This window comes from Klebsiella sp. 141240 (genome assembly GCF_050600805.1).
GTDB lineage: Bacteria > Pseudomonadota > Gammaproteobacteria > Enterobacterales > Enterobacteriaceae > Klebsiella > Klebsiella aerogenes.
The window spans coordinates 314,592-333,070 of sequence record NZ_JAQIRK010000003.1 but is presented as its reverse complement, the minus strand read 5'-3'; the positions used below and the strand labels follow the sequence as shown (position 1 = coordinate 333,070).

15 protein-coding genes are annotated in these 18,479 nt (G+C 56.6%); 13 read left to right on the top strand and 2 right to left on the bottom strand.

The genetic code is table 11. The features are described 5' to 3' along the window. Positions 1-9: 9 nt before the first annotated feature. The 6 genes from PGQ95_RS07355 (at position 10) to PGQ95_RS07330 (ending at position 7,721) form a co-directional block, all read left to right on the top strand. Positions 10-1,707 carry an NAD-dependent malic enzyme gene (locus PGQ95_RS07355; RefSeq protein ID WP_015366493.1) on the top strand — a complete coding sequence of 566 codons (1,698 nt, stop codon included), beginning with the start codon at positions 10-12 and terminating at the stop codon, positions 1,705-1,707. Between the two features lie 238 nt (positions 1,708-1,945). After that, positions 1,946-2,992 carry a LacI family DNA-binding transcriptional regulator gene (locus PGQ95_RS07350; RefSeq protein WP_213316127.1) on the top strand — a complete coding sequence of 349 codons (1,047 nt, stop codon included), beginning with the start codon at positions 1,946-1,948 and terminating at the stop codon, positions 2,990-2,992. A 142-nt stretch (positions 2,993-3,134) separates the two neighbouring features. Continuing rightward, positions 3,135-4,442 (top strand): MFS transporter, encoded by a 1,308-nt coding sequence (locus PGQ95_RS07345; RefSeq protein WP_015705501.1) that lies wholly within the window; start codon positions 3,135-3,137, stop codon positions 4,440-4,442. Between the two features lie 17 nt (positions 4,443-4,459). Continuing rightward, positions 4,460-5,224, top strand: a complete 765-nt coding sequence (locus PGQ95_RS07340; RefSeq protein ID WP_087859597.1) for an SDR family NAD(P)-dependent oxidoreductase — start codon at positions 4,460-4,462, stop codon at positions 5,222-5,224. Between the two features lie 45 nt (positions 5,225-5,269). Next, the gene (locus tag PGQ95_RS07335; RefSeq protein ID WP_045360957.1) at positions 5,270-5,683 is read left to right on the top strand and encodes an RbsD/FucU domain-containing protein; all 414 of its coding nucleotides are present in this window, start codon (positions 5,270-5,272) and stop codon (positions 5,681-5,683) included. A 322-nt stretch (positions 5,684-6,005) separates the two neighbouring features. After that, the gene (locus PGQ95_RS07330) at positions 6,006-7,721 is read left to right on the top strand and encodes an ABC-F family ATP-binding cassette domain-containing protein (protein WP_430917507.1); all 1,716 of its coding nucleotides are present in this window, start codon (positions 6,006-6,008) and stop codon (positions 7,719-7,721) included. Between the two features lie 45 nt (positions 7,722-7,766). On the opposite strand, the gene PGQ95_RS07325 is transcribed toward PGQ95_RS07330, so the two are convergent. Continuing rightward, positions 7,767-8,708 carry a bifunctional helix-turn-helix transcriptional regulator/GNAT family N-acetyltransferase gene (locus PGQ95_RS07325; protein ID WP_430917504.1) on the bottom strand — a complete coding sequence of 314 codons (942 nt, stop codon included), beginning with the start codon at positions 8,706-8,708 and terminating at the stop codon, positions 7,767-7,769. A gap of 254 nt (positions 8,709-8,962) precedes the next feature. Here PGQ95_RS07325 and adhP point away from each other — a divergent pair, with 254 nt between their 5' ends. From adhP to PGQ95_RS07290, 7 genes are all read left to right on the top strand, one after another. Beyond that, positions 8,963-9,973: an alcohol dehydrogenase AdhP gene (gene adhP / locus PGQ95_RS07320; RefSeq protein WP_015366486.1), complete on the top strand. Its 1,011-nt coding sequence runs from the start codon at positions 8,963-8,965 to the stop codon at positions 9,971-9,973. Positions 9,974-10,131: 158 nt separating this feature from the next. Next, positions 10,132-11,754 (top strand): TIGR04028 family ABC transporter substrate-binding protein, encoded by a 1,623-nt coding sequence (locus PGQ95_RS07315; protein WP_430917502.1) that lies wholly within the window; start codon positions 10,132-10,134, stop codon positions 11,752-11,754. Between the two features lie 9 nt (positions 11,755-11,763). Next, entirely contained in the window at positions 11,764-12,708 is a 945-nt protein-coding gene (locus PGQ95_RS07310; RefSeq protein ID WP_430917500.1) for an ABC transporter permease, read from the top strand. After that, entirely contained in the window at positions 12,705-13,556 is an 852-nt protein-coding gene (locus PGQ95_RS07305) for an ABC transporter permease (protein WP_430917498.1), read from the top strand. The genes PGQ95_RS07310 and PGQ95_RS07305 overlap by 4 nt, the downstream gene beginning before the upstream one ends. Then, a complete protein-coding gene (locus tag PGQ95_RS07300) occupies positions 13,553-15,154 on the top strand; it encodes a dipeptide ABC transporter ATP-binding protein (RefSeq protein WP_430917496.1) in 1,602 nt (533 codons plus the stop codon). The genes PGQ95_RS07305 and PGQ95_RS07300 overlap by 4 nt, the downstream gene beginning before the upstream one ends. Continuing rightward, the gene (locus PGQ95_RS07295) at positions 15,154-16,140 is read left to right on the top strand and encodes a putative FMN-dependent luciferase-like monooxygenase (protein ID WP_183269077.1); all 987 of its coding nucleotides are present in this window, start codon (positions 15,154-15,156) and stop codon (positions 16,138-16,140) included. The genes PGQ95_RS07300 and PGQ95_RS07295 overlap by 1 nt, the downstream gene beginning before the upstream one ends. Before the next feature lie 9 nt (positions 16,141-16,149). Next, positions 16,150-17,241: an alkylhydroperoxidase domain protein gene (locus PGQ95_RS07290; RefSeq protein ID WP_430917494.1), complete on the top strand. Its 1,092-nt coding sequence runs from the start codon at positions 16,150-16,152 to the stop codon at positions 17,239-17,241. Here PGQ95_RS07290 and araJ read toward each other — a convergent pair whose 3' ends face one another. Further along, entirely contained in the window at positions 17,242-18,423 is a 1,182-nt protein-coding gene (araJ, locus tag PGQ95_RS07285; RefSeq protein ID WP_213793988.1) for an MFS transporter AraJ, read from the bottom strand. It lies immediately after the preceding gene. Between the last annotated feature and the right edge of the window lie 56 nt (positions 18,424-18,479).

The following is an 18,479-nucleotide window of genomic DNA, read 5'->3' as shown; positions in this document are numbered from 1 at the left end:
GTTAGTGCGATGCAATTCATCTATAAAAAAAACCGTTCTCTTTATATCCCCTACGCTGGCCCGGTTCTGCTTGAGTTTCCGTTACTCAACAAAGGAAGCGCCTTCAGCATGGAAGAGCGTAGCAGCTTCAACCTGCTGGGCCTGCTGCCGGAAGTGGTCGAAACCATCGAAGAACAAGCTGAACGCGCGTGGATCCAGTATCAGGGATTTAAAACCGAGATCGATAAGCACATTTATCTGCGCAACATCCAGGACACCAACGAAACCCTGTTTTATCGCCTGATTGGCAATCATCTCGATGAGATGATGCCGGTTATCTATACCCCCACCGTCGGCGCCGCCTGTGAGCGTTTCTCGGAAATCTACCGTCGCGCGCGCGGCGTGTTCATCTCCTACCAGAATAGGCACAACCTCGACGATATCCTGCAAAACGTACCGAACCATAACGTCAAAGTGATCGTTGTGACAGACGGCGAGCGTATTCTCGGTCTCGGCGACCAGGGTATCGGCGGTATGGGCATTCCTATCGGTAAGCTGTCGCTCTATACTACCTGCGGCGGTATCAGCCCGGCCTACACCCTGCCTATCGTGCTGGATGTCGGCACCAACAACCAGCAACTGCTCGACGACCCGCTGTATATGGGCTGGCGTCATCCGCGCGTTACTGACGACGAGTATTATCAATTCGTTGACGACGTTATCCAGGCTATCAAAAACCGTTGGCCGGACGTGCTGCTGCAGTTTGAAGATTTCGCGCAGAAAAACGCCATGCCGCTGCTTAACCGCTACCGTAACGAGATTTGCTCGTTTAACGATGATATTCAGGGCACCGCGGCGGTCACCGTCGGCACATTGATCGCCGCCAGCCGTGGCGCGGGCAGCCAACTCAGCGAGCAAAAAATTGTCTTCCTCGGCGCGGGCTCCGCCGGTTGCGGTATTGCTGAACAGATCATCGCGCAAATCATGCGCGAAGGGCTAAGCGAAGAAGAAGCCCGCCAGCGCGTATTTATGGTGGACCGCTTCGGCCTGTTGACCGACGGTATGCCGAATCTGCTGTCGTTCCAGAGCAAGCTGGTGCAGAAGCGCGAAAACCTGCAAGGTTGGGATACGACCAACGAAGCGCTTTCGCTGCTCGACGTGGTGCGTAATGTGAAGCCAAATATTCTGATCGGCGTCTCCGGCCAGCCGGGGCTGTTCACGGAAGAAATTATTCGTGAAATGCACAAGCACTGCCCGCGGCCGATCGTCATGCCGCTGTCGAACCCGACCTCCCGCGTCGAAGCCACGCCGCAGAATATCCTGACCTGGACCGACGGCGAAGCGCTGGTGGCCACCGGCAGTCCGTTCACCCCGGTGACGGTTAAGGGAAAACAGTACGCCATCGCGCAGTGCAACAACTCCTATATCTTCCCGGGCATCGGCCTTGGCGTGATCGCCGCGGGGGCATCGCGCGTCACCGACGAGATGCTGATGGCGGCAAGCGAAACCTTAGCCAACCACTCGCCGCTGGTGAATAACGGCGAAGGTCCGGTACTGCCGGAACTGAAAGATATTCAGGCCGTGTCGCGCGCTATTGCGTTTGCGGTCGGTAAAGTGGCTCAGGAACAGGGCGTGGCGGTGAAAACATCGGCCGAAGCGCTGCTGCAAGCCATTAGCGATAATTTCTGGCAACCGGAATATCGCAACTATCGCCGAACCTCGATTTAACGCTTTATTTCTACGGGCCCGAACTCCGGGCCCATTTTTTTATCCCCGCCCTTTGCCGTTATTTATTCCACTTTGTTTACTAAACACCTGCCCATCCTTACGAGGCGCTTCACAGATGTTTTATTTCACTCGCTTGGCGGGTGGTAAATACCTTGCCCGCCTGTTCGCTCATCGATAAATTAGCAATCAGATACCGCGGCGCTGAAATAAGCGCGCAGCAAAAAGAGAAGGTTTTGGTATGGCGAATATTCGTGATGTCGCCCGGCGGGCCGGAGTTTCAATTAGTAGCGTGTCCAACGTACTTAATAATCGCACGCAACAGATGCGCGAAGAGACCCGACAGCGGATAGTCAAAACGATGGCTGAGCTAAATTACCGCCCTGCGCGTTGCGCCCCGCCGGTCGCCGACTCAGCAACCAAAATGCTCGGCCTGATGGTACCGTCTATCGTCAATCCCAGCTTTTCAGCGCTGGCACATGAACTGGATACTGCGGCACGCGCGTTTCGCCACCGGCTGTTATTAGGCATTTGCTGCCGCGATGCCGCCGAGGAGTCAGCCTTTATCGCGGATATGTTCTCCCACGGCGTACGCGGGTTGATTGTCGCCGCCAGCGACGTACGCAAAACCCACTTTGTGCGCGCAGCGGAACAAGGCATGACCATTATTAGCTATGATAACCGGTTGGCCGAAAGCGTCCCGCCTCGGGCACGCTACTTCGATAGTGTCTCAATGGACAACGTTGAAGCGGGACGTCTGGCGGCGCAACATCTGCTGGACAACGGTTGCCGTAATATCGTCTTCGCCACCGAAAGCGGGTTAACGCTGGGACGCAGCCATAAAATCCTCGGCTTTCAGTCCGCGCTTGCCCAAAGTGATACAGCGGCCAGGGGCGTGGTGATAGAAGGCAAAGGCAATCGGGAGTTCGGGGACGCCGAAATGTTCGAACTGGGCGTAAGCCTGGCGCAAAAAATTAGCGCCCTAACGCCGCGAGTGGATGGCGTAGTAGCGATTAACGATGCTCTAGCCATCGGTCTGATGGTTGGGCTACGCGCGCAGGGCCTGAAAATAGCGCAAGATATTTCGGTGATTGGCATCGATAATATCTCCCTGTCGGCGTTATCGTCACCGGGCCTCACTTCGGTAATGGCCCCGCTTTCGGCAATGGCGTCGATGATGGTTGAGCGGCTCGTCCAGAGAATTGCTGAGCCGGGATTACAAACCGACGAATTTATCTTTGCTCCGGAAGTTATTCAGCGCCAGTCGGTAAAAATAAAGCAACCATAGTTGTTTTTATAAAAATAGCATGATGCAGATAATATTTATTATCTGCAGGGAGGCTTACACCCCATCACATTTAAAACGCATATTAATGTCGGGATTCCTATCCCATTCTTTTGTACTTTAACGAGTATAACCGGAAATAATGATGAACCTACAATCTGCGCAAGATATAGAAAAGAGCGCCATTAAGAAATTGACATGGCACATTGTTCCATTAATGATATTGCTTTATTTTCTGGCTTTTCTTGATCGTAATAATATGGCCTACGCCGCAATGGCGCTGGAAGATAGCCTTGGCCTGACGGCCACCGCCTTTGGCTTTGCTTCGGGAATATTTTTCATCGGTTATTTTATGTTTGAAATCCCCAGCAACGCCGGCACGATTAAGTTCGGTCCGCGGCTGTGGTTTGCGCGTATTCTGATAACCTGGGGAATCTTTGCCACTTTGATGGGTTTCGTCAGAACGCCGACCGAACTCTATATCTGTCGTTTTATGCTCGGCGTGTGCGAAGCCGGTTTCTTCCCTTCGGTGGTGTACTACTTCACGATCTTTTTTCCGCCCGCCTGGCGGACCAAAATTCTCGGCATGTTCATTATTGTTCAGCCGCTATCCAATGCCGTCGGCTCACCGATTTCAGGCTTAATTCTGCATATCGATAACGGCTGGTTTGGCCTTGAATCCTGGCAGTGGTTATTTATCCTCGAAGGTATTCCGCCGATCGTTATCGGCCTGTTCATCCCTTTTATTATTAAGAATTCACCGCAAGAAGTCGGCTATCTCAACGCTGAAGAAAAGGCGTGGTTAATGAGTAGTACAAACCGTTCAAAATCAGGTAGCAAAGTCTCGCTGGCTGAGTTTGCCAGCGGTATTAAAAATCCCAAATATCTGCTTTATGCGCTGCTGAACTTCGGGATGGTTTGCGGGATTTACGGCTTCGGGATGTGGCTACCGTCGATTATTACCGCCATTTCCGGCGATGATATTCTGCGCGTTAGCCTGATTGCCCTCATCCCCTACGGCCTGGCGGCGCTACTGGTTTATCCATGGAGTATGCTGGCCAGTAAAACGCGAAAAATCGCCGTTTTTGCCGGTATCAGTATGGTCGTTGCCGCATTAGGACTCGCCGGCGCGGTGGTGTTCTTTAAGTTCAACGTCGCGATTTCACTCTCATTCCTGACCATTGCCGCCATTGGTATCTATACCGCGGTACCGTGTTTCTTATCGATGCCTGCCAACGTCTCGGCAGGCGCAGCGACGGCCGCGGGTCTCGCCGTGGTGAGCTGCATCGGCAACCTGGGCGGCTTCGTCGCTCCCTACGTGGTCGGCCTCCTTAACGATTTCAGCCACAGCAGCACGCCGGGCCTGATATTCCTCGCTATGTGCCTGCTGATCACCGGCCTGATTTGCATTTTCTACTGCGCCAGACAGCGCGAAGGCGTCATTCAATCCTGAAAATTTAAGGAAACATCATGGGAACTCTTATTGGAAAAAAAGCATTTATCACCGGCTCTGAACAAGGTATCGGCTGGGCTACGGCGGAAAAACTGATTCTGGCGGGATGCGATGTCTTTTTGCACTATCACAGCGGAGAAGAAGGCCCGCAAAAATTGGCGGCTATCGCCAGCGCGCGAGGGCAAAAAGCGGCCTGGCGCTATGCGGATTTGATTGACACTGAGGACGCGACCGCCTGCGTGCAGGCCGCCGCGGAATTCCTCGGCGGTATCGACATCCTGGTGAATAACGTTGGCGGGATCGTCGGGCGTAAGTGGCTTGGCGAAATTGATCGTCAGTTCTGGCAAACGGTGTTAGACGTCAATATGACCACCATGCTTAACGTCACCCAGGCGGCGCTTCCCTGGCTTAAATCGGCAACGGATGGCGCCAGCATTATTAACCTCGCCTCGCTGGCGGGGCGCTCCGGGGGGCATGCCGGTTCTCTCGCCTATTCAACCACAAAAGGGGCAATTCTGACCTGGACACGCTCGCTGGCGGCTGAGTTGGGCGAGCACGGCGTGCGCGTCAATGCGGTTGCGCCAGGACTTATCCTCGGCACCCGTTTTCATAACCGCCACACCACACAGGCTTCGGCTGACGAAACCATCCGGCAAATTCCGCTTAAGCGCGCGGGAACGCCCGATGACGTCGCCCGCGCTATCACTTTCCTTGCCGGCGAGTATGACGGATTTATCTCCGGCGCCACTATCGACATTAACGGCGGAATTTATCGCATGTAATGCAAACCGGGCGGCCAGAAATCGCCGCCCGCCAGGGAGTTCCTGATGATCAAATTCGAAATTATCCATCCACAACTGCTGGCTGCTCTGGCGTGCTGCGGCCATAAATCACAAATTCTCATCGCGGATAGCAATTTTGCCTGTCGCGTTAATGCCAATGCCGATGCCACGTTGATTCAGCTCAACCTCGCGCCAGGCATGGTTCCGGCAACTTATATCGTCGAAAAACTGCTTACCTGCGTTAATGTCGAACACGCGACGCTGATGGCATCGCCAGCGGAATTCACTAACACCATCGCCAGTGAATACCGGGAACTTCTACCGACAAACTGCCCGCTTGAATATGTCGAACGCGAAGCTTTCTACGCAAAGTCCCGGTTGCCATTGACCCAACTGGTCATTGCTTCCGGCGAACAGCGTCGTTTTGCCAACCTACTTCTCACCGTGGCCCCGGCCTAACCGTCATACCCGCCGCCGATGAGACCGGCGGCGCGATCCTCAATGCTGGTATCTGGTCAAAAGACAATTTAGCCACTACACTCCCTGCATCCATCAACCTACTGAAAAAATAAGGAGGATCCCCATGCTGTACTGTGAACTGTTTAATGTTTCACATACATTTGGCGATCGCACCAGCTCAAGCGTTATCGGTATCGTGCTGCGATAACTTTAGCTTGAGCGAAGAAGCCAACGTCTAAATCCCTTCCTCGGGCTTACCGGGTTATCGTCAGCGATGTTTGACGAGGCATTCTCATGCCTGTAACTCTTGAGTAAGTTCACAATGAGCACACTTTTAAGCGCACAATCTCTCCACGTTGATACGGCCTTTGGCCCACTTTTCAACGACCTCTCCTTTACCCTGAAAAAAGGCGACCGAATTGGCCTTATCGGCTATAACGGTTGCGGGAAAAGCACGCTATTGCAGGTGCTGGACGGCACTCTCACGCCGAATTCAGGCAGCGTATCGCGGGCTAATCACTGCCTGCTGGCGCGCGTGGAACAACATCTGCCTGACACCCTACTCAGCCAACCGCTATTGCAGGTGGTACTGGAAAAACTGGCGCCAGGCGAACGGGATTCGCTGCGCTGGCAAGCGGAGCGGCTGCTCGCTGAAATGGGTTTTACCGTTCAACAGACCCAACAGCAAGCCGCCACCCTGAGCGGCGGACAACATACCCGTCTGTTGCTCGCCCGCGCGTTGATCCAACAACCCGATTTGCTGTTACTGGATGAGCCTGGCAACCATCTCGATCTGCCGACCCTGCTGTGGCTGGAAAGCTTCTTGCAAACCTGGCAGGGGAGCTTCGTGGTGGTGTCGCACGATAACCTCTTACTGGATGCTGTAACTAATACCAGTTGGATTTTACGCGATAAAACGCTGCACGCTTTCTCACTACCCTGCAGCGCCGCCCGTCGGGCGCTGCAGGAGCAAGATGCAAGCGATGCTCTGCGCCACAAAGCGGAACAAAAGGAGATCGACCGCGTCGCTGCCAGCGCCAAACGGCTGGCCATCTGGGGCCGGGTTTACGATAACGAAGATCTGGCGCGTAAAGCCAAGCAGATGGAAAAACAGGTTTCACGCTTGAAGGATAGCCAGACGGAGCTCACCGCCGGCACGCCGTGGCGTCTGGAGGTGCATGGCGACGCCGTTCGCGCCGATCGTCTGCTGGAGATGGAAAATCTCCCCGTGCCGCCGGCGCCCGGTCTCCCCGCCCTGTTCACCACCGGTCTGGCGCGGCTGCAAAGCGGCGACCGGGTAGCGATAATGGGGCGCAACGGCGGCGGGAAATCGTCGCTGCTGCGCCTGTTATGGCGGCAAATGCAGCAACCGGCTACCGAAGCCGGGTTGCGTTTACATCCGCGGCTACATCCGGGTTATTACGATCAAACCCTGCATCAACTGGCGGATGAGGCCAGCCTGCTGGAGGCGCTGGAGCCCTTTGAGCCTTCGCCGGAAACGCGCAAGCGCGCGCTGATTTCCGCCGGCTTCGGCTGGGCGCGACACGGACAGAAGGTCAGCACTCTCAGCGGCGGCGAACGTTCGCGGCTGCTATTTGTCGGCCTGTCGCTGGCGAGCTATAGCCTGCTGCTACTCGATGAACCCACCAACCATCTGGATATGGAGGGTAAAGAGGCGCTGGCGGCGACGTTGCGGGAGTATCCCGGGGGGCTGCTGCTGGTTAGCCACGATCGACAGCTCATCAGCCAGAGCTGTAACCGCTTCTGGTTAATTGATGAAAACGGGTTAAGCGAGTGGCACGACGTCGACGAGGTGTACGCCCGTCTGCGCGGCAACGAGCGCCTTCCGAGCCCGGCGACGCAAACGCCGCCGCAGGCGCCGTCCGTCGACGAGCTGCAAGAGGATTTGCTGGAACGTCTGGTGATGCTGGAGCAGTTGTTGGCGGACGACCTGCAGCGCAAACCGAAACATCAGAAGCCGCAGCTACAGGCGCTGTGGCGTCAGGAGATTGAGGAGATAAATATACAGTTGAGTTAAATGCCTATGCCACCGGAGCGTCAGCGCCCCGGTGGCATGACGGCTTTAGCGGCGGGTAAACTGCTGCTCAAGCATGGTCTTCCCCCATTGATCGCCCTGCCACTCTTTACTCAGCGTAAACCCAAAGGATTCATATAATTTACGCGCCGCCTGCAAGCCGCTAAATGTCCATAGCTGAACCGCATCGAAGCGCTGATTATCACAAAAGTTAATGGCTTCAGTCAGCAAGCGCCGCCCCACGCCGCTGCCCCGACAGCCATCGCCGAGAATAAACCAGCGCAGATGCGCTTCATTATTACCAAGATCTTCGCCATCAATGGCGACAGAGCCGACGACGACGCCATTTTTGACCGCCAGCCAAATCTGGTTACGTTGGTTGTTCAGACGGCCAGAAAACTCAGCCAGACCGCTGGCGACTTTACCTTCAAAAAAATGGCCAAAACCGTAATGATGGGCATAATACTCACCGTGCATTTGCGCAATGCGGCCAATCATTCCCGGCTGATAGCCGGTAACTATCGTGATGTCGTTTGGTCTGCTCGTAACCGGCTGCTGACGACAGCGCTCAAGCGCCCACGAATAGGCCGTCAACCCCTCGGCAACGATCTGCTGCTGTGCGCTATCCAAATGCGCCAGCGCCTCAATCACCCGCATGGCGCCGTACTCATGAATGCGGGTGACCGTCACCTGCCCTTTGGTTGTCAATGAGAGTTGTTTAAAACGCCCGTCATCAACACAACCATTTTCCTCTATCTCGTTAGCGGCCTGCAGGCGCGAAAGCATGCGGCTGACGCTCGATTTGTCCAGCCCCAATACCTGCACAAGTTGCGCGGCGGTCATCGCGCCATGAGTAGAAATCTCCAGCAGCGCATGCACCGCGGAAGGCGAATAGTCGGTCGCCGCCAGCGTGCTGTTCATAAAACCGAGCTCGCGCACCATCAATCGTGATGCGGAACGAATTTGATTGATAAGTAAAGTGTCAGGCATGGTGATATCCATGAATAAAGATAGTTGCACAATACAACCATCATTCACTCCCCCCTGTCAATAAATCTGACGCACGCAGAGCAATGCCGATCAACCCCCCTAAAATTGGTATAAACGGATGAATATTGTGCCAAATATGCGGCAAATCCCCCCATTCCCAACCATACCGCTTGTAATTAGCGACATAAGATCTAATCCTTAATGAGTATTATTTTCGCTGCTAGCACCTTCGTATCATTAACAAGGAGAAACGCATGAAAGCTGCTGTAGTCACCCACGACCACCAGATTGATGTAACCGATAAAAAGTTACGCCCGCTGGAGCATGGCGAAGCGCTGCTGAAAATGGAATGCTGCGGGGTCTGCCACACTGACCTGCACGTGAAAAACGGCGATTTCGGCGATAAAACCGGCGTCATTCTCGGCCATGAGGGCATCGGCATCGTGGAAAAAGTCGGCCCTGGCGTGACGTCGCTGAAGCCGGGCGATCGCGCCAGCGTGGCGTGGTTCTTCGAAGGCTGCGGCCACTGCGAATACTGTAACAGCGGCAACGAAACCCTGTGCCGCTCGGTGAAAAATGCCGGTTATACCGTCGATGGCGGGATGGCCGAAGAGTGCATCGTCACCGCTGATTACGCGGTCAAAGTACCGGATGGGCTGGATTCAGCCGCCGCCAGCAGCATCACCTGCGCCGGCGTTACCACTTATAAAGCGGTGAAGGTCTCGCATATCAAACCCGGCCAGTGGATTGCCATTTATGGCCTCGGCGGCCTGGGCAACCTGGCGCTGCAGTATGCCAAAAACGTCTTTAATGCCAAAGTGATCGCCGTTGATGTCAACGACGGGCAGTTGGAGCTTGCCGCCTCTATGGGCGCCGATCTGACCGTGAATTCACGCAATGAAGACGCCGCCAAAATCATTCAGGAGAAAACCGGCGGCGCCCACGCGGCCGTGGTTACCGCCGTTGCCAAAGCGGCATTTAACTCCGCCGTGGATGCGGTTCGCGCCGGTGGCCGCGTCGTCGCCGTTGGCCTACCGCCAGAAGCGATGAGCCTCGATATTCCGCGCCTGGTGCTGGACGGAATTGAAGTAGTAGGTTCGCTGGTAGGTACCCGTCAGGATCTGATTGAAGCCTTCCAGTTTGCCGCCGAAGGCAAAGTGGTGCCGAAAGTCACTCTGCGACCGCTTGGTGATATCAACGCCATCTTTAAGGAGATGGAACAGGGGCAAATCCGCGGCCGCATGGTTATCGATTTCCGCCGTTAATTCTGTCTGACTCTGCCAGACGAAAAAGTCTAACCTGCTGACTATTCCCGCATCTTGGGAATAGTCAGATTTCGCAAATGCTTAGCGCAAATCGTTGGTTCCTTTGTATTCCGTCGCGCCCGATGATGGCAAGACAATAGATAACAAAGGAATTCACCATGCAAAATCGCTTTCGCCTGCCTACGCTTGCCGCCCTTTTTATCGCAGGCGCGTTTTCGGTTTCGGCTGCGCAAACGCCGATCAAAGGCGGCACCTTAATTTATCTGGAACAACAGCCGCACACCAATCTCTATCCGCCGGCTGGCGGTTTTTACCCTAACGGCGGGATCCTCAATCAGATAACCGACAAGCTAACCTGGCAGAACCCGGAAACGCTAGCTATCGAGCCGTGGATCGCCGAAAGCTGGAGTAGCAACGACGAGAAGACCGAATATACCTTTAAGCTGCGGCCTGGGGTCACCTTCTCTGACGGTACCCCGCTCGATGCCAATGCGGTCGCAAAGAATTTTGATACCTACGGTTTGGGCAATAAAGCACTGCGCCTGCCGGTTTCCGAAGTGATCAACAATTACGATCGTAGTGAAGTCATCGATCCGTTGACCGTCAAATTCTATTTCAAAAAGCCCTCACCGGGATTCCTGCAAGGGACCGCAACGATTGGCTCCGGGCTGGTTTCCCTCAGCACCCTGGCGCGGAGCTTTGAGGCGCTGGGCGATGCCCGCAATATCATCGGTTCAGGCCCCTTTACGGTAAAAGATGAAAAACCGGGACGCGAATTAACGCTGGTGGCGCGTAAAGATTATCAATGGGGGCCGAAAAATCTTGCTCAGCAAGGCCCGGCGAACCTCGACGGCATTACCTATATCGTAACGCCGGAAGATAGCGTACGTATTGGCGCGCTGCTGGCGGGACAGGCCGGATTTATTCGCCAGGTGCAGGCCTATGATGAAAAACAGGCAACCGACCAGGGCTTTAATATTTATGCCGCGCCGACGCGCGGCGTTAACGATAGCCTGAGCTTCCGTCCGGATAACCCGCTGGTTGCCGACCAGCGAGTACGCCAGGCATTACTGCATGCGACCAACGCCAAACAGATTGTTGAGACCCTTTTCTCGCCAAACTATCCGCAGGCAAGTTCCGTTATCGCCCGCACCGCGGCGGGATACGTCGATTTGAGCGACAAACTGGCCTTCGATCAGCAGAAAGCTAAACAGCTGCTGGATGAGGCGGGCTGGACAGCGGGCGCGGATGGTATCCGACAAAAAGCGGGACAACGGCTGGCGCTAACCGTCTATGAATCCCTACCGCAGCCGCAGAACAAAGAGGTGCTACAGCTGGTCGCGCAGCAGTGGCGTCAGGTTGGCGTGGCCTTAAGCGTGAAAGCCGGCGACGCCGGCAGCCGGGTACTGGATAATCTCGACCCGCTGAAAACGCCATTGACCGTTTCTGAAGTCGGCCGCGCCGACCCGGATGTGGTGAAGAGTATGTTCTTCCCCGCCAACCGCGATGCCCTACTGCAACAGGGCGGTTCGAGCGACAAAGTAAAAACCTTCCGTGACGATAAGCTCAACGCCCTGTTAACCGCAATCTCTGCCGAAGTGGATGGGCAAAAGCGTCTGCAGCTAACTGGCGATGCACAGCGTTACCTGCTGGATAACGCCTACGTCATTCCTATCTTTGAAGAACCGCAGGTCTTTGCCGGCGCGTCATGGGTAAAAGGCGTACGTTTTGAAGCCGTAGGCCGTCCGTCGTTTTACGGCGTATGGCTGGATAAACACTAAGGGGGCGCCATGAGCCACTATCTTTGGCGACGGTTGGGACAAGGCGTGCTGGTGCTGTGGGCGGCCTTCACCCTGACCTTTTTTCTGCTGCAGATCCTGCCCGGCGACGCGATTTTGATTAAGTTTCAGAACCCCGATCTGGGGCTGAGTCCGCAACAGATCGCCGAAATGCGCGTGGCCTATGGTGCTGACAGTCCGCTGTGGCGGCAATATTTCCACACTTTATTGGCCATGCTGCGGGGGGATTTCGGCTATTCACTGCAGGCGGGACTGCCTGTCAGTTCCCTGATTGCCAGCAATTTACCCGACACGCTGGCGCTGGCGTTGCCGGCCTTTGCGCTGGCGGTTCTGCTGGCCTTTGCGATCGCTATCGCTTCGCGTTTGCCGGGGCTACGCGGTATCAGCAATTTGCTACAGTCGTTGCCGGTGCTGTTTATTTCACTGCCGACCTTTTGGCTCGGCATCGCCTTAATCCAGATCTTTTCATTCCAATTGCACTGGGTTCCGGTTATCAATCCCGGACCACTGCAAGGGCTGGTGCTGCCGGTTATCGCGGTGGCGATACCGATTTCCGCGCCGCTGGCGCAAATTCTGTTACGCGCCATGGATCATATCGCCGCACAACCCTTCGTTGCCGTTGCTCGTGCCAAGGGAATGAGCGAAACGCGGGTGTTATGGCGGCATGTCATCGGTAATGCCCTGTTGCCGACATTAAACATTGCCGGCCTGCTGTTGGGAGAACTGATTGCCGGGGCCTTAATTACCGAAACCGTTTTTGGCCGCAGCGGGCTCGGCCAACTGACGCAACAGGCGGTGAATAATCAGGATATTGCCATTCTTCAGGCCGTGGTGATGATTTCAGCGCTGGGCTTTGTCGCGATCAATCTGCTGGTCGATCTGCTGATGCCGATGCTCGACCCGCGCTTAAAACCCCTGCGCGGAGGTGCGCTATGAGTTTGGTCGATTACGCCTCGGCGGTGCGACGCCGTCCGGTCAACTGGCGCCGTTTTTCCTTGCAGCCGGGGCTGTGGCTGGCATGGTCGGTGATGACGGTTGCGGTACTAATGGCTTGCGCGCCGCAATGGTTCACCGCGTTTAATCCGCTCGACGGCATCGCCGGCGCTCAGCGTCTGGCGCCGCAGGCCGGACACTGGTTGGGTACCGACCAGCTCGGGCGCGATGTGTGGAGCCGCATCGTCTACGGCGCTGGGCATTCGCTTTCCGCGGCCCTGGCCACCGTCGCCATGGGACTGGTTGTCGGCACCGCGTTGGGCACTGTTGCCGGCGCGTTGGGCGGACGGGTCGAAGCGGTCGTCATGCGGATTGTCGATATTCTGCTGGCTATCCCCTCGCTCCTGCTTTCGCTAACGGTAATCATACTGCTCGGTTTTGGCACCCTGAACGCCGCCATGGCGGTCGGGGTTGCCGCTATCGCCAGTTTCGCCCGTCTGTCGCGCGCCGAAGTCGTCCGCATTCGTCACAGCGACTATGTCGAAGCGGCCTACGGAAGTGGAGGCACTTTTTTAGCCGTATTCTGGCGGCATATTCTGCCTAACTCGCTTTCGCCGGTGCTGGCTTTCGCCACCCTACAATTCGGCCAGGCTATTCTCGCCCTCTCAACCCTGAGTTTCCTCGGCTACGGCACTCCGCCGCCGGTGCCGGAATGGGGATTACTCATCGCCGAGGGACGTAACTATCTTTCCACCGCCTGGTGGCTCACCACTTTCCCAGGGATCGCGGTCATTGCCGTGGTACTGGCAGCCAATCGTATCAGCCAACAACTCAATAGGGATCGCCGATGAACGTGCTTAGCGTAGAAAACCTGACCATTAGCTACTGCTCGGGCGGGCAGTGGCGCGAAGTGGTTCATCGGGTGAGTTTTACGGTTAAACGCGGCGAGATGCTGGCGTTCGTCGGCGAATCCGGTTCGGGTAAAACGACAACCGCTCAGGCGATTATCGGCCTGCTGGCGGAAAACGCCCGCCTCGATGCCGGGGCGGTTCGCCTCAACGGTGAAGAGATTAGCCGCTGGTCTGGCAAGCGGCTGGATAGCCTGCGCGGGGCCAGAATCAGCCTGGTGCCGCAGGATCCCGGCAACTCGCTGAACCCGGTGCAAACCATTGGCGCACAGGTCGGCGAAATACTCCGCCTGCATCAAAAAAGCAGTAAAACGGAGCGTCGACAGCAAGTTATCGCCCTGCTGGAAAAAGTCGGCTTAAGCCATCCTGAGCTGCGCGTAGACCAATATCCGCACCAGCTCTCCGGCGGTATGAAACAGCGGGTGCTGATCGCCATTGCCATCGCCCTGAAGCCGGATTTGATTATTGCCGACGAACCCACCAGCGCGCTCGACGTGACGGTCCAAAAAAGAATCCTCGATCTGCTCGATCATCTGCGTCGTGAATCCGGCACCGCGGTGCTATTTGTCACTCATGACCTCGCGCTGGCGGCGCAGCGTGCCGACCGGCTGGTAGTCTTTCGTCACGGTGAAATTCAGGAGCAGGGCAATACGGGTGATGTGATTCGCACCCCGCAGCACGGCTATACCCGCCAGTTGCTGTGCGATCTGCAGGGACAGAACCTGCACTTAACCACCGCCATTCGCCCGTTTGTTACGCCGGCAATACGGGTTGAAGGCCTGAGCAAACGCTTTGCGTTAGGAGGGAGTCATCTCCAGGCGCTGGATAACGTAAGCTTTATTTTACCGCGTGGCAGTACCCATGCGCTGGTCGGCGAATCGGGTTCAGGAAAAACCACCCTCGCCCGCGTCTTGCTGGGTTTTGAGCAGGCCGATAGCGGACAGGTGACCATCGATGGTATTGCCAGCGGACAATTGAGCCGCGAGGCCCAGCGCCAGCTGCGGCGCAAAATTCAGTTTGTTTATCAAAACCCTTTCGCCTCCCTCGATCCCCGCCAGACCCTGTTCGACATCATCGAAGAGCCGTTGAAGAATTTTCAGCGCCTGACCAAAGATACGCGGCGTCGACGGGTAGAGTCCGTCGCCGCCCGCGTCGCGCTGGCGCCGGAGCTACTCAACCGAACCGCTCGCGAGCTCTCCGGCGGCCAGCGTCAGCGGGTCGCTATCGCCAGGGCGTTGATCCTCGACCCCACGATTCTGGTGCTTGATGAGGCCACCTCAGCGCTGGATGTCACGGTGCAGGCGCAAATTCTCGCCCTGTTGCTGCAATTACAGCAACAGCTAGGGTTGAGTTATCTGTTCATCACCCACGATCTGGCGACGGTAAGCCGCATCGCCCATAGCGTGACGGTACTGCGCGCCGGGCAAGTCATCGAACAAGGCGAGGTTAAGCAGTTGTTCGCCGCGCCGCAGCGCGACTATACCCGCGAGCTGCTTGCCGCCATTCCTCATTATCACGCACCCAGCACGGAGATTGCATGATGCCTAAACGCCTCGGATTTTTCACCCGCCTACTTGACCGCGCCACGCCGCAAGAGCGCTATCGCCTGGCGACAGAGCAGATCCGCCACGCGGAACGGCTGGGCTTTGATAGCGCCTGGGTGGCGCAACACCATTTCCATGAAAATGAAGGCGGTTTACCGTCGCCGCTGGTGTTTCTTGCCCACGCGGCGGCCCATACGCAACGGATCCGTCTCGGTACCGCCATCATTACACTGCCGATGGAAAACCCACTGCGCGTCGCGGAAGACGCGGCAGTGTTAGATTTACTCGCTGATGGTCGCCTGGAAGTGGGTTTTGGTTCCGGCGGGACGCCAACCTCCTTTCTCCCCTTTGGCCTGGCCTGCGAACAACGCGGCGCGGTCTTCGCCGATCATCTGCATTTGATTGAAAGCGCCTGGCGCGGCGATACGTTGGCTCATCCGGACAATCATCTTTATCCGCCCGCGCCGCAGCTGGCGGAGCGAATTTGGATCGCCACCTTTTCGATTGAAGGCGCTATTCGGGCCGCTAAATCCGGCCACGGGTTGATGCTATCGCGCACGCAGCCGCGCCCGCCAGGTCAAAGCGAGCTGCCGCTGGATGCGATTCAGAACCCGATTATCGATGCCTACCTCGCCGCGCTGCCTGCCGGCGTGTCGCCGCGAATTCTGGCCTCCCGTACCGCGTTTATTGCCGACAGCCAGGCGTACGCGCTACAGACCGCGGAGCCAGGATTAAGTAAACAGGCGGCAGCCCATCGCGCTGCCGGGCATGAGATCATTGGTGACAACGTCACGGATTATGCCCGCCAGCTTGATGCCCATATTGGCGATGCGCCACATGTGCTTGCATCGCTTGCCAAAGATAGCGTGCTAACCCGCGTGACTGACATTTCGTTTCAGGTCCATTCGGTGGAGCCATCGCATCAGGACACGCTGCGTTCTATCGAACTCATCGCTAAACACATTGCCCCGCAATTCAGATAAGGAGTCGCTATGAGCTTAAGTCAGGATATTTTGGCTGAACTGGCGGAGATCGCCGCCGATTCACCGCTGGGCAAGGCCCGCGCGTTGCGCGACGCTGCGACCCGCCACGCCCAGGGAAGCTACGAGGTGCTATTTAGCCAACAGGATGAGGATTTTCCGCTCGAGGAACGTTTCGCCATCGCCGCAAAAGTGGCCAGACTTCATCAGGCAGATGCGCTGGCGGCGCATTACGCCGGTTTCGGCCTTGCCGACCCGACAACCCCACGGCTTGCCGCCGCGCTGGGATTTGCCCGCCTGCTGACCTTCACCCCGGTGGAAGCGACGTCAGCGGCGTTACAAACGCTCAGCGACGCGGGCTGGAGCCTGCGCGGCATTGTGACGCTGGCACAGCTTATTGCGTTTGTCAGTTTTCAAAGCCGATTACTGAGCGGCTTGCGTTTGTTAAATGGTAAATCAATTTCCGAAGCCGAGACCCCGGTGGTCGCCGGATACTGGCACACTCATCCCAGGACGGCCAGCGGTAAACCTGCGCCGGTGGCCTTTACGCGCGATGAATTACACTGGGAACCGTGGATTGCCGATAAGCCGCTTGCTGAATTTAATCACGCCGAGCAGGCGCTACTGGCGCAGTTCGGCCACAGTGACTCCCCCTACTTCCGCCTGCTGGCGCGTAACCAACCGGTGCTTGAACAGCGCACGCTAACCGATAAAGGGATCTTTTATACGCCGGGGGGATTGCCGCGTGCCGAACGTGAACTGGCGGCAACGGTGGCCAGCAAAATCAACGGCTGCATCTACTGCGCGTCGGTACACGCGCGCAAGGCGGCGCAGTTGGCAAAAGATGAGCGAGCGGTGGAGACCCTGCTGGCGGTGACGCCTGGGGAAAATCTCAGCGATGGTCAAGGGCCGCGTTGGCAGGCGGAGATTGACGCCGCCGCCGCGCTTTCCGTTACCCCGCCCGCGATAACCCCAGCGCATCTCAGCGCGCTGGAGAAGCAAGGGCTGGATATCGTCGAACAGCTGGACTTGCTGCAATCGGCGGCATTCTTCGCCTGGGCTAACCGCCTGATGCTAACCCTTGGCGAACCGTGGCGAGATTAATCAGGCCTGCTCTGCCTGAGTAACGCGATGACGCGTTACCCGCCGCTGATATCGCGCATACAGCAGCAATGAACTCATCGCCAGGAACGACAGCGCTGCCGCCGGCAGCGCAACCGAACGCCAACCCGCGCCAAAGGTAATCATCATCCCGCCGCAGTAGGCGCCAATCGCGCTGCCGAGGTTAAACGCTATCTGCCCGCCCGCCGCTCCGAGCATTTCGCCGCCTCTGGCATTTTGTAGCAGTAATATTTGCAGCGGCGCGGCGAGTGCGAAGAGCCCGGCGCAGCAGATAAACGCCAGCGCCAGCGAAGCCAGAGGCTGTATGCCGAAGGCAAAGATGAGCAGTAACGCCGCGACAATGACGCCGTTGGTCATCGCCGCAATACGCAGCGGACTGTAGCGTCCAGAGATCCTGCCGCTAAAGAGATTACCTAAAACCATCCCCAATCCGACCAGCATCATAATTAGCATCATCGCCGACTCGCTAAAGCCGGAGACATTCATCATGAAGGGCTTGATATAGCTAAACCAGGCAAAAACGCCGGCATTGCCGAACATCGTGGCGGCGAAAATAAACCACGGCGCCGGGGATTTAAGGAAATGGAATTGTTCGCTGAGCCGGGAGGCGGATTTGTCATATAGCGTCGGCACCCAGCGCAGTATCGCCAATAGCACCAGCACATCAAATAGCGCGATGGCCGTGAAGGTATAGCGCCAGCTGAACTGATGGCCAAGCCAGGTGCCAGCCGGTACGCCAAGCAGGTTCGCCACCGTCATTCCCGCTATCATCCCGGCGACCGCCGCGGTAACCCTGCCCGGCGAGGCGATTTTCGACAAAATAATCGCCCCGACGCCAAAATAAGCGCCGTGAGGAAAACCTGAAATAAAGCGACCGAGCGCCAGCATGGGATAACTTGAGGAGCAGGTAAATAACGCGTTGCCTGCCACACATAGCGCCACCAGAAACAGCATCACCGATTTCAGCGAAAAACGGCTGGAAAACAACGCCATGACAGGCGCGCCAAACACCACGCCAAAGGCGTACCAGGAGATCATGTTGCCGGCCGCGGGGATGGTAATACCGACATCATGGGCGATTTCCGGCAATACCCCCATGATGCCAAACTCCGCCATTCCGAGGCCAAAGGTTCCCAGCGCTAAGGAAAAAATCGTTTTCTTCATCTAGTCGGTCACTTTAATGTGCATTCACAACGTTAGTGTAACCGATTTCACACCCT

What these genes read in the sequence shown, in the direction of transcription:
- PGQ95_RS07305 (WP_430917498.1), top strand. Translation starts at nt 12,705, where the DNA reads ATGAGTTTGGTCGATTACGCCTCGGCGGTGCGACGCCGTCCGGTCAAC.
- araJ (WP_213793988.1), bottom strand. Translation starts at nt 18,423, where the DNA reads ATGAAGAAAACGATTTTTTCCTTAGCGCTGGGAACCTTTGGCCTCGGA.
- PGQ95_RS07300 (WP_430917496.1), top strand. Translation starts at nt 13,553, where the DNA reads ATGAACGTGCTTAGCGTAGAAAACCTGACCATTAGCTACTGCTCGGGC.
- PGQ95_RS07330 (WP_430917507.1), top strand. Translation starts at nt 6,006, where the DNA reads ATGAGCACACTTTTAAGCGCACAATCTCTCCACGTTGATACGGCCTTT.
- PGQ95_RS07290 (WP_430917494.1), top strand. Translation starts at nt 16,150, where the DNA reads ATGAGCTTAAGTCAGGATATTTTGGCTGAACTGGCGGAGATCGCCGCC.
- PGQ95_RS07340 (WP_087859597.1), top strand. Translation starts at nt 4,460, where the DNA reads ATGGGAACTCTTATTGGAAAAAAAGCATTTATCACCGGCTCTGAACAA.
- PGQ95_RS07350 (WP_213316127.1), top strand. Translation starts at nt 1,946, where the DNA reads ATGGCGAATATTCGTGATGTCGCCCGGCGGGCCGGAGTTTCAATTAGT.
- PGQ95_RS07335 (WP_045360957.1), top strand. Translation starts at nt 5,270, where the DNA reads ATGATCAAATTCGAAATTATCCATCCACAACTGCTGGCTGCTCTGGCG.
- PGQ95_RS07325 (WP_430917504.1), bottom strand. Translation starts at nt 8,708, where the DNA reads ATGCCTGACACTTTACTTATCAATCAAATTCGTTCCGCATCACGATTG.
- PGQ95_RS07345 (WP_015705501.1), top strand. Translation starts at nt 3,135, where the DNA reads ATGAACCTACAATCTGCGCAAGATATAGAAAAGAGCGCCATTAAGAAA.
- PGQ95_RS07315 (WP_430917502.1), top strand. Translation starts at nt 10,132, where the DNA reads ATGCAAAATCGCTTTCGCCTGCCTACGCTTGCCGCCCTTTTTATCGCA.
- adhP (WP_015366486.1), top strand. Translation starts at nt 8,963, where the DNA reads ATGAAAGCTGCTGTAGTCACCCACGACCACCAGATTGATGTAACCGAT.
- PGQ95_RS07295 (WP_183269077.1), top strand. Translation starts at nt 15,154, where the DNA reads ATGCCTAAACGCCTCGGATTTTTCACCCGCCTACTTGACCGCGCCACG.
- PGQ95_RS07355 (WP_015366493.1), top strand. Translation starts at nt 10, where the DNA reads ATGCAATTCATCTATAAAAAAAACCGTTCTCTTTATATCCCCTACGCT.
- PGQ95_RS07310 (WP_430917500.1), top strand. Translation starts at nt 11,764, where the DNA reads ATGAGCCACTATCTTTGGCGACGGTTGGGACAAGGCGTGCTGGTGCTG.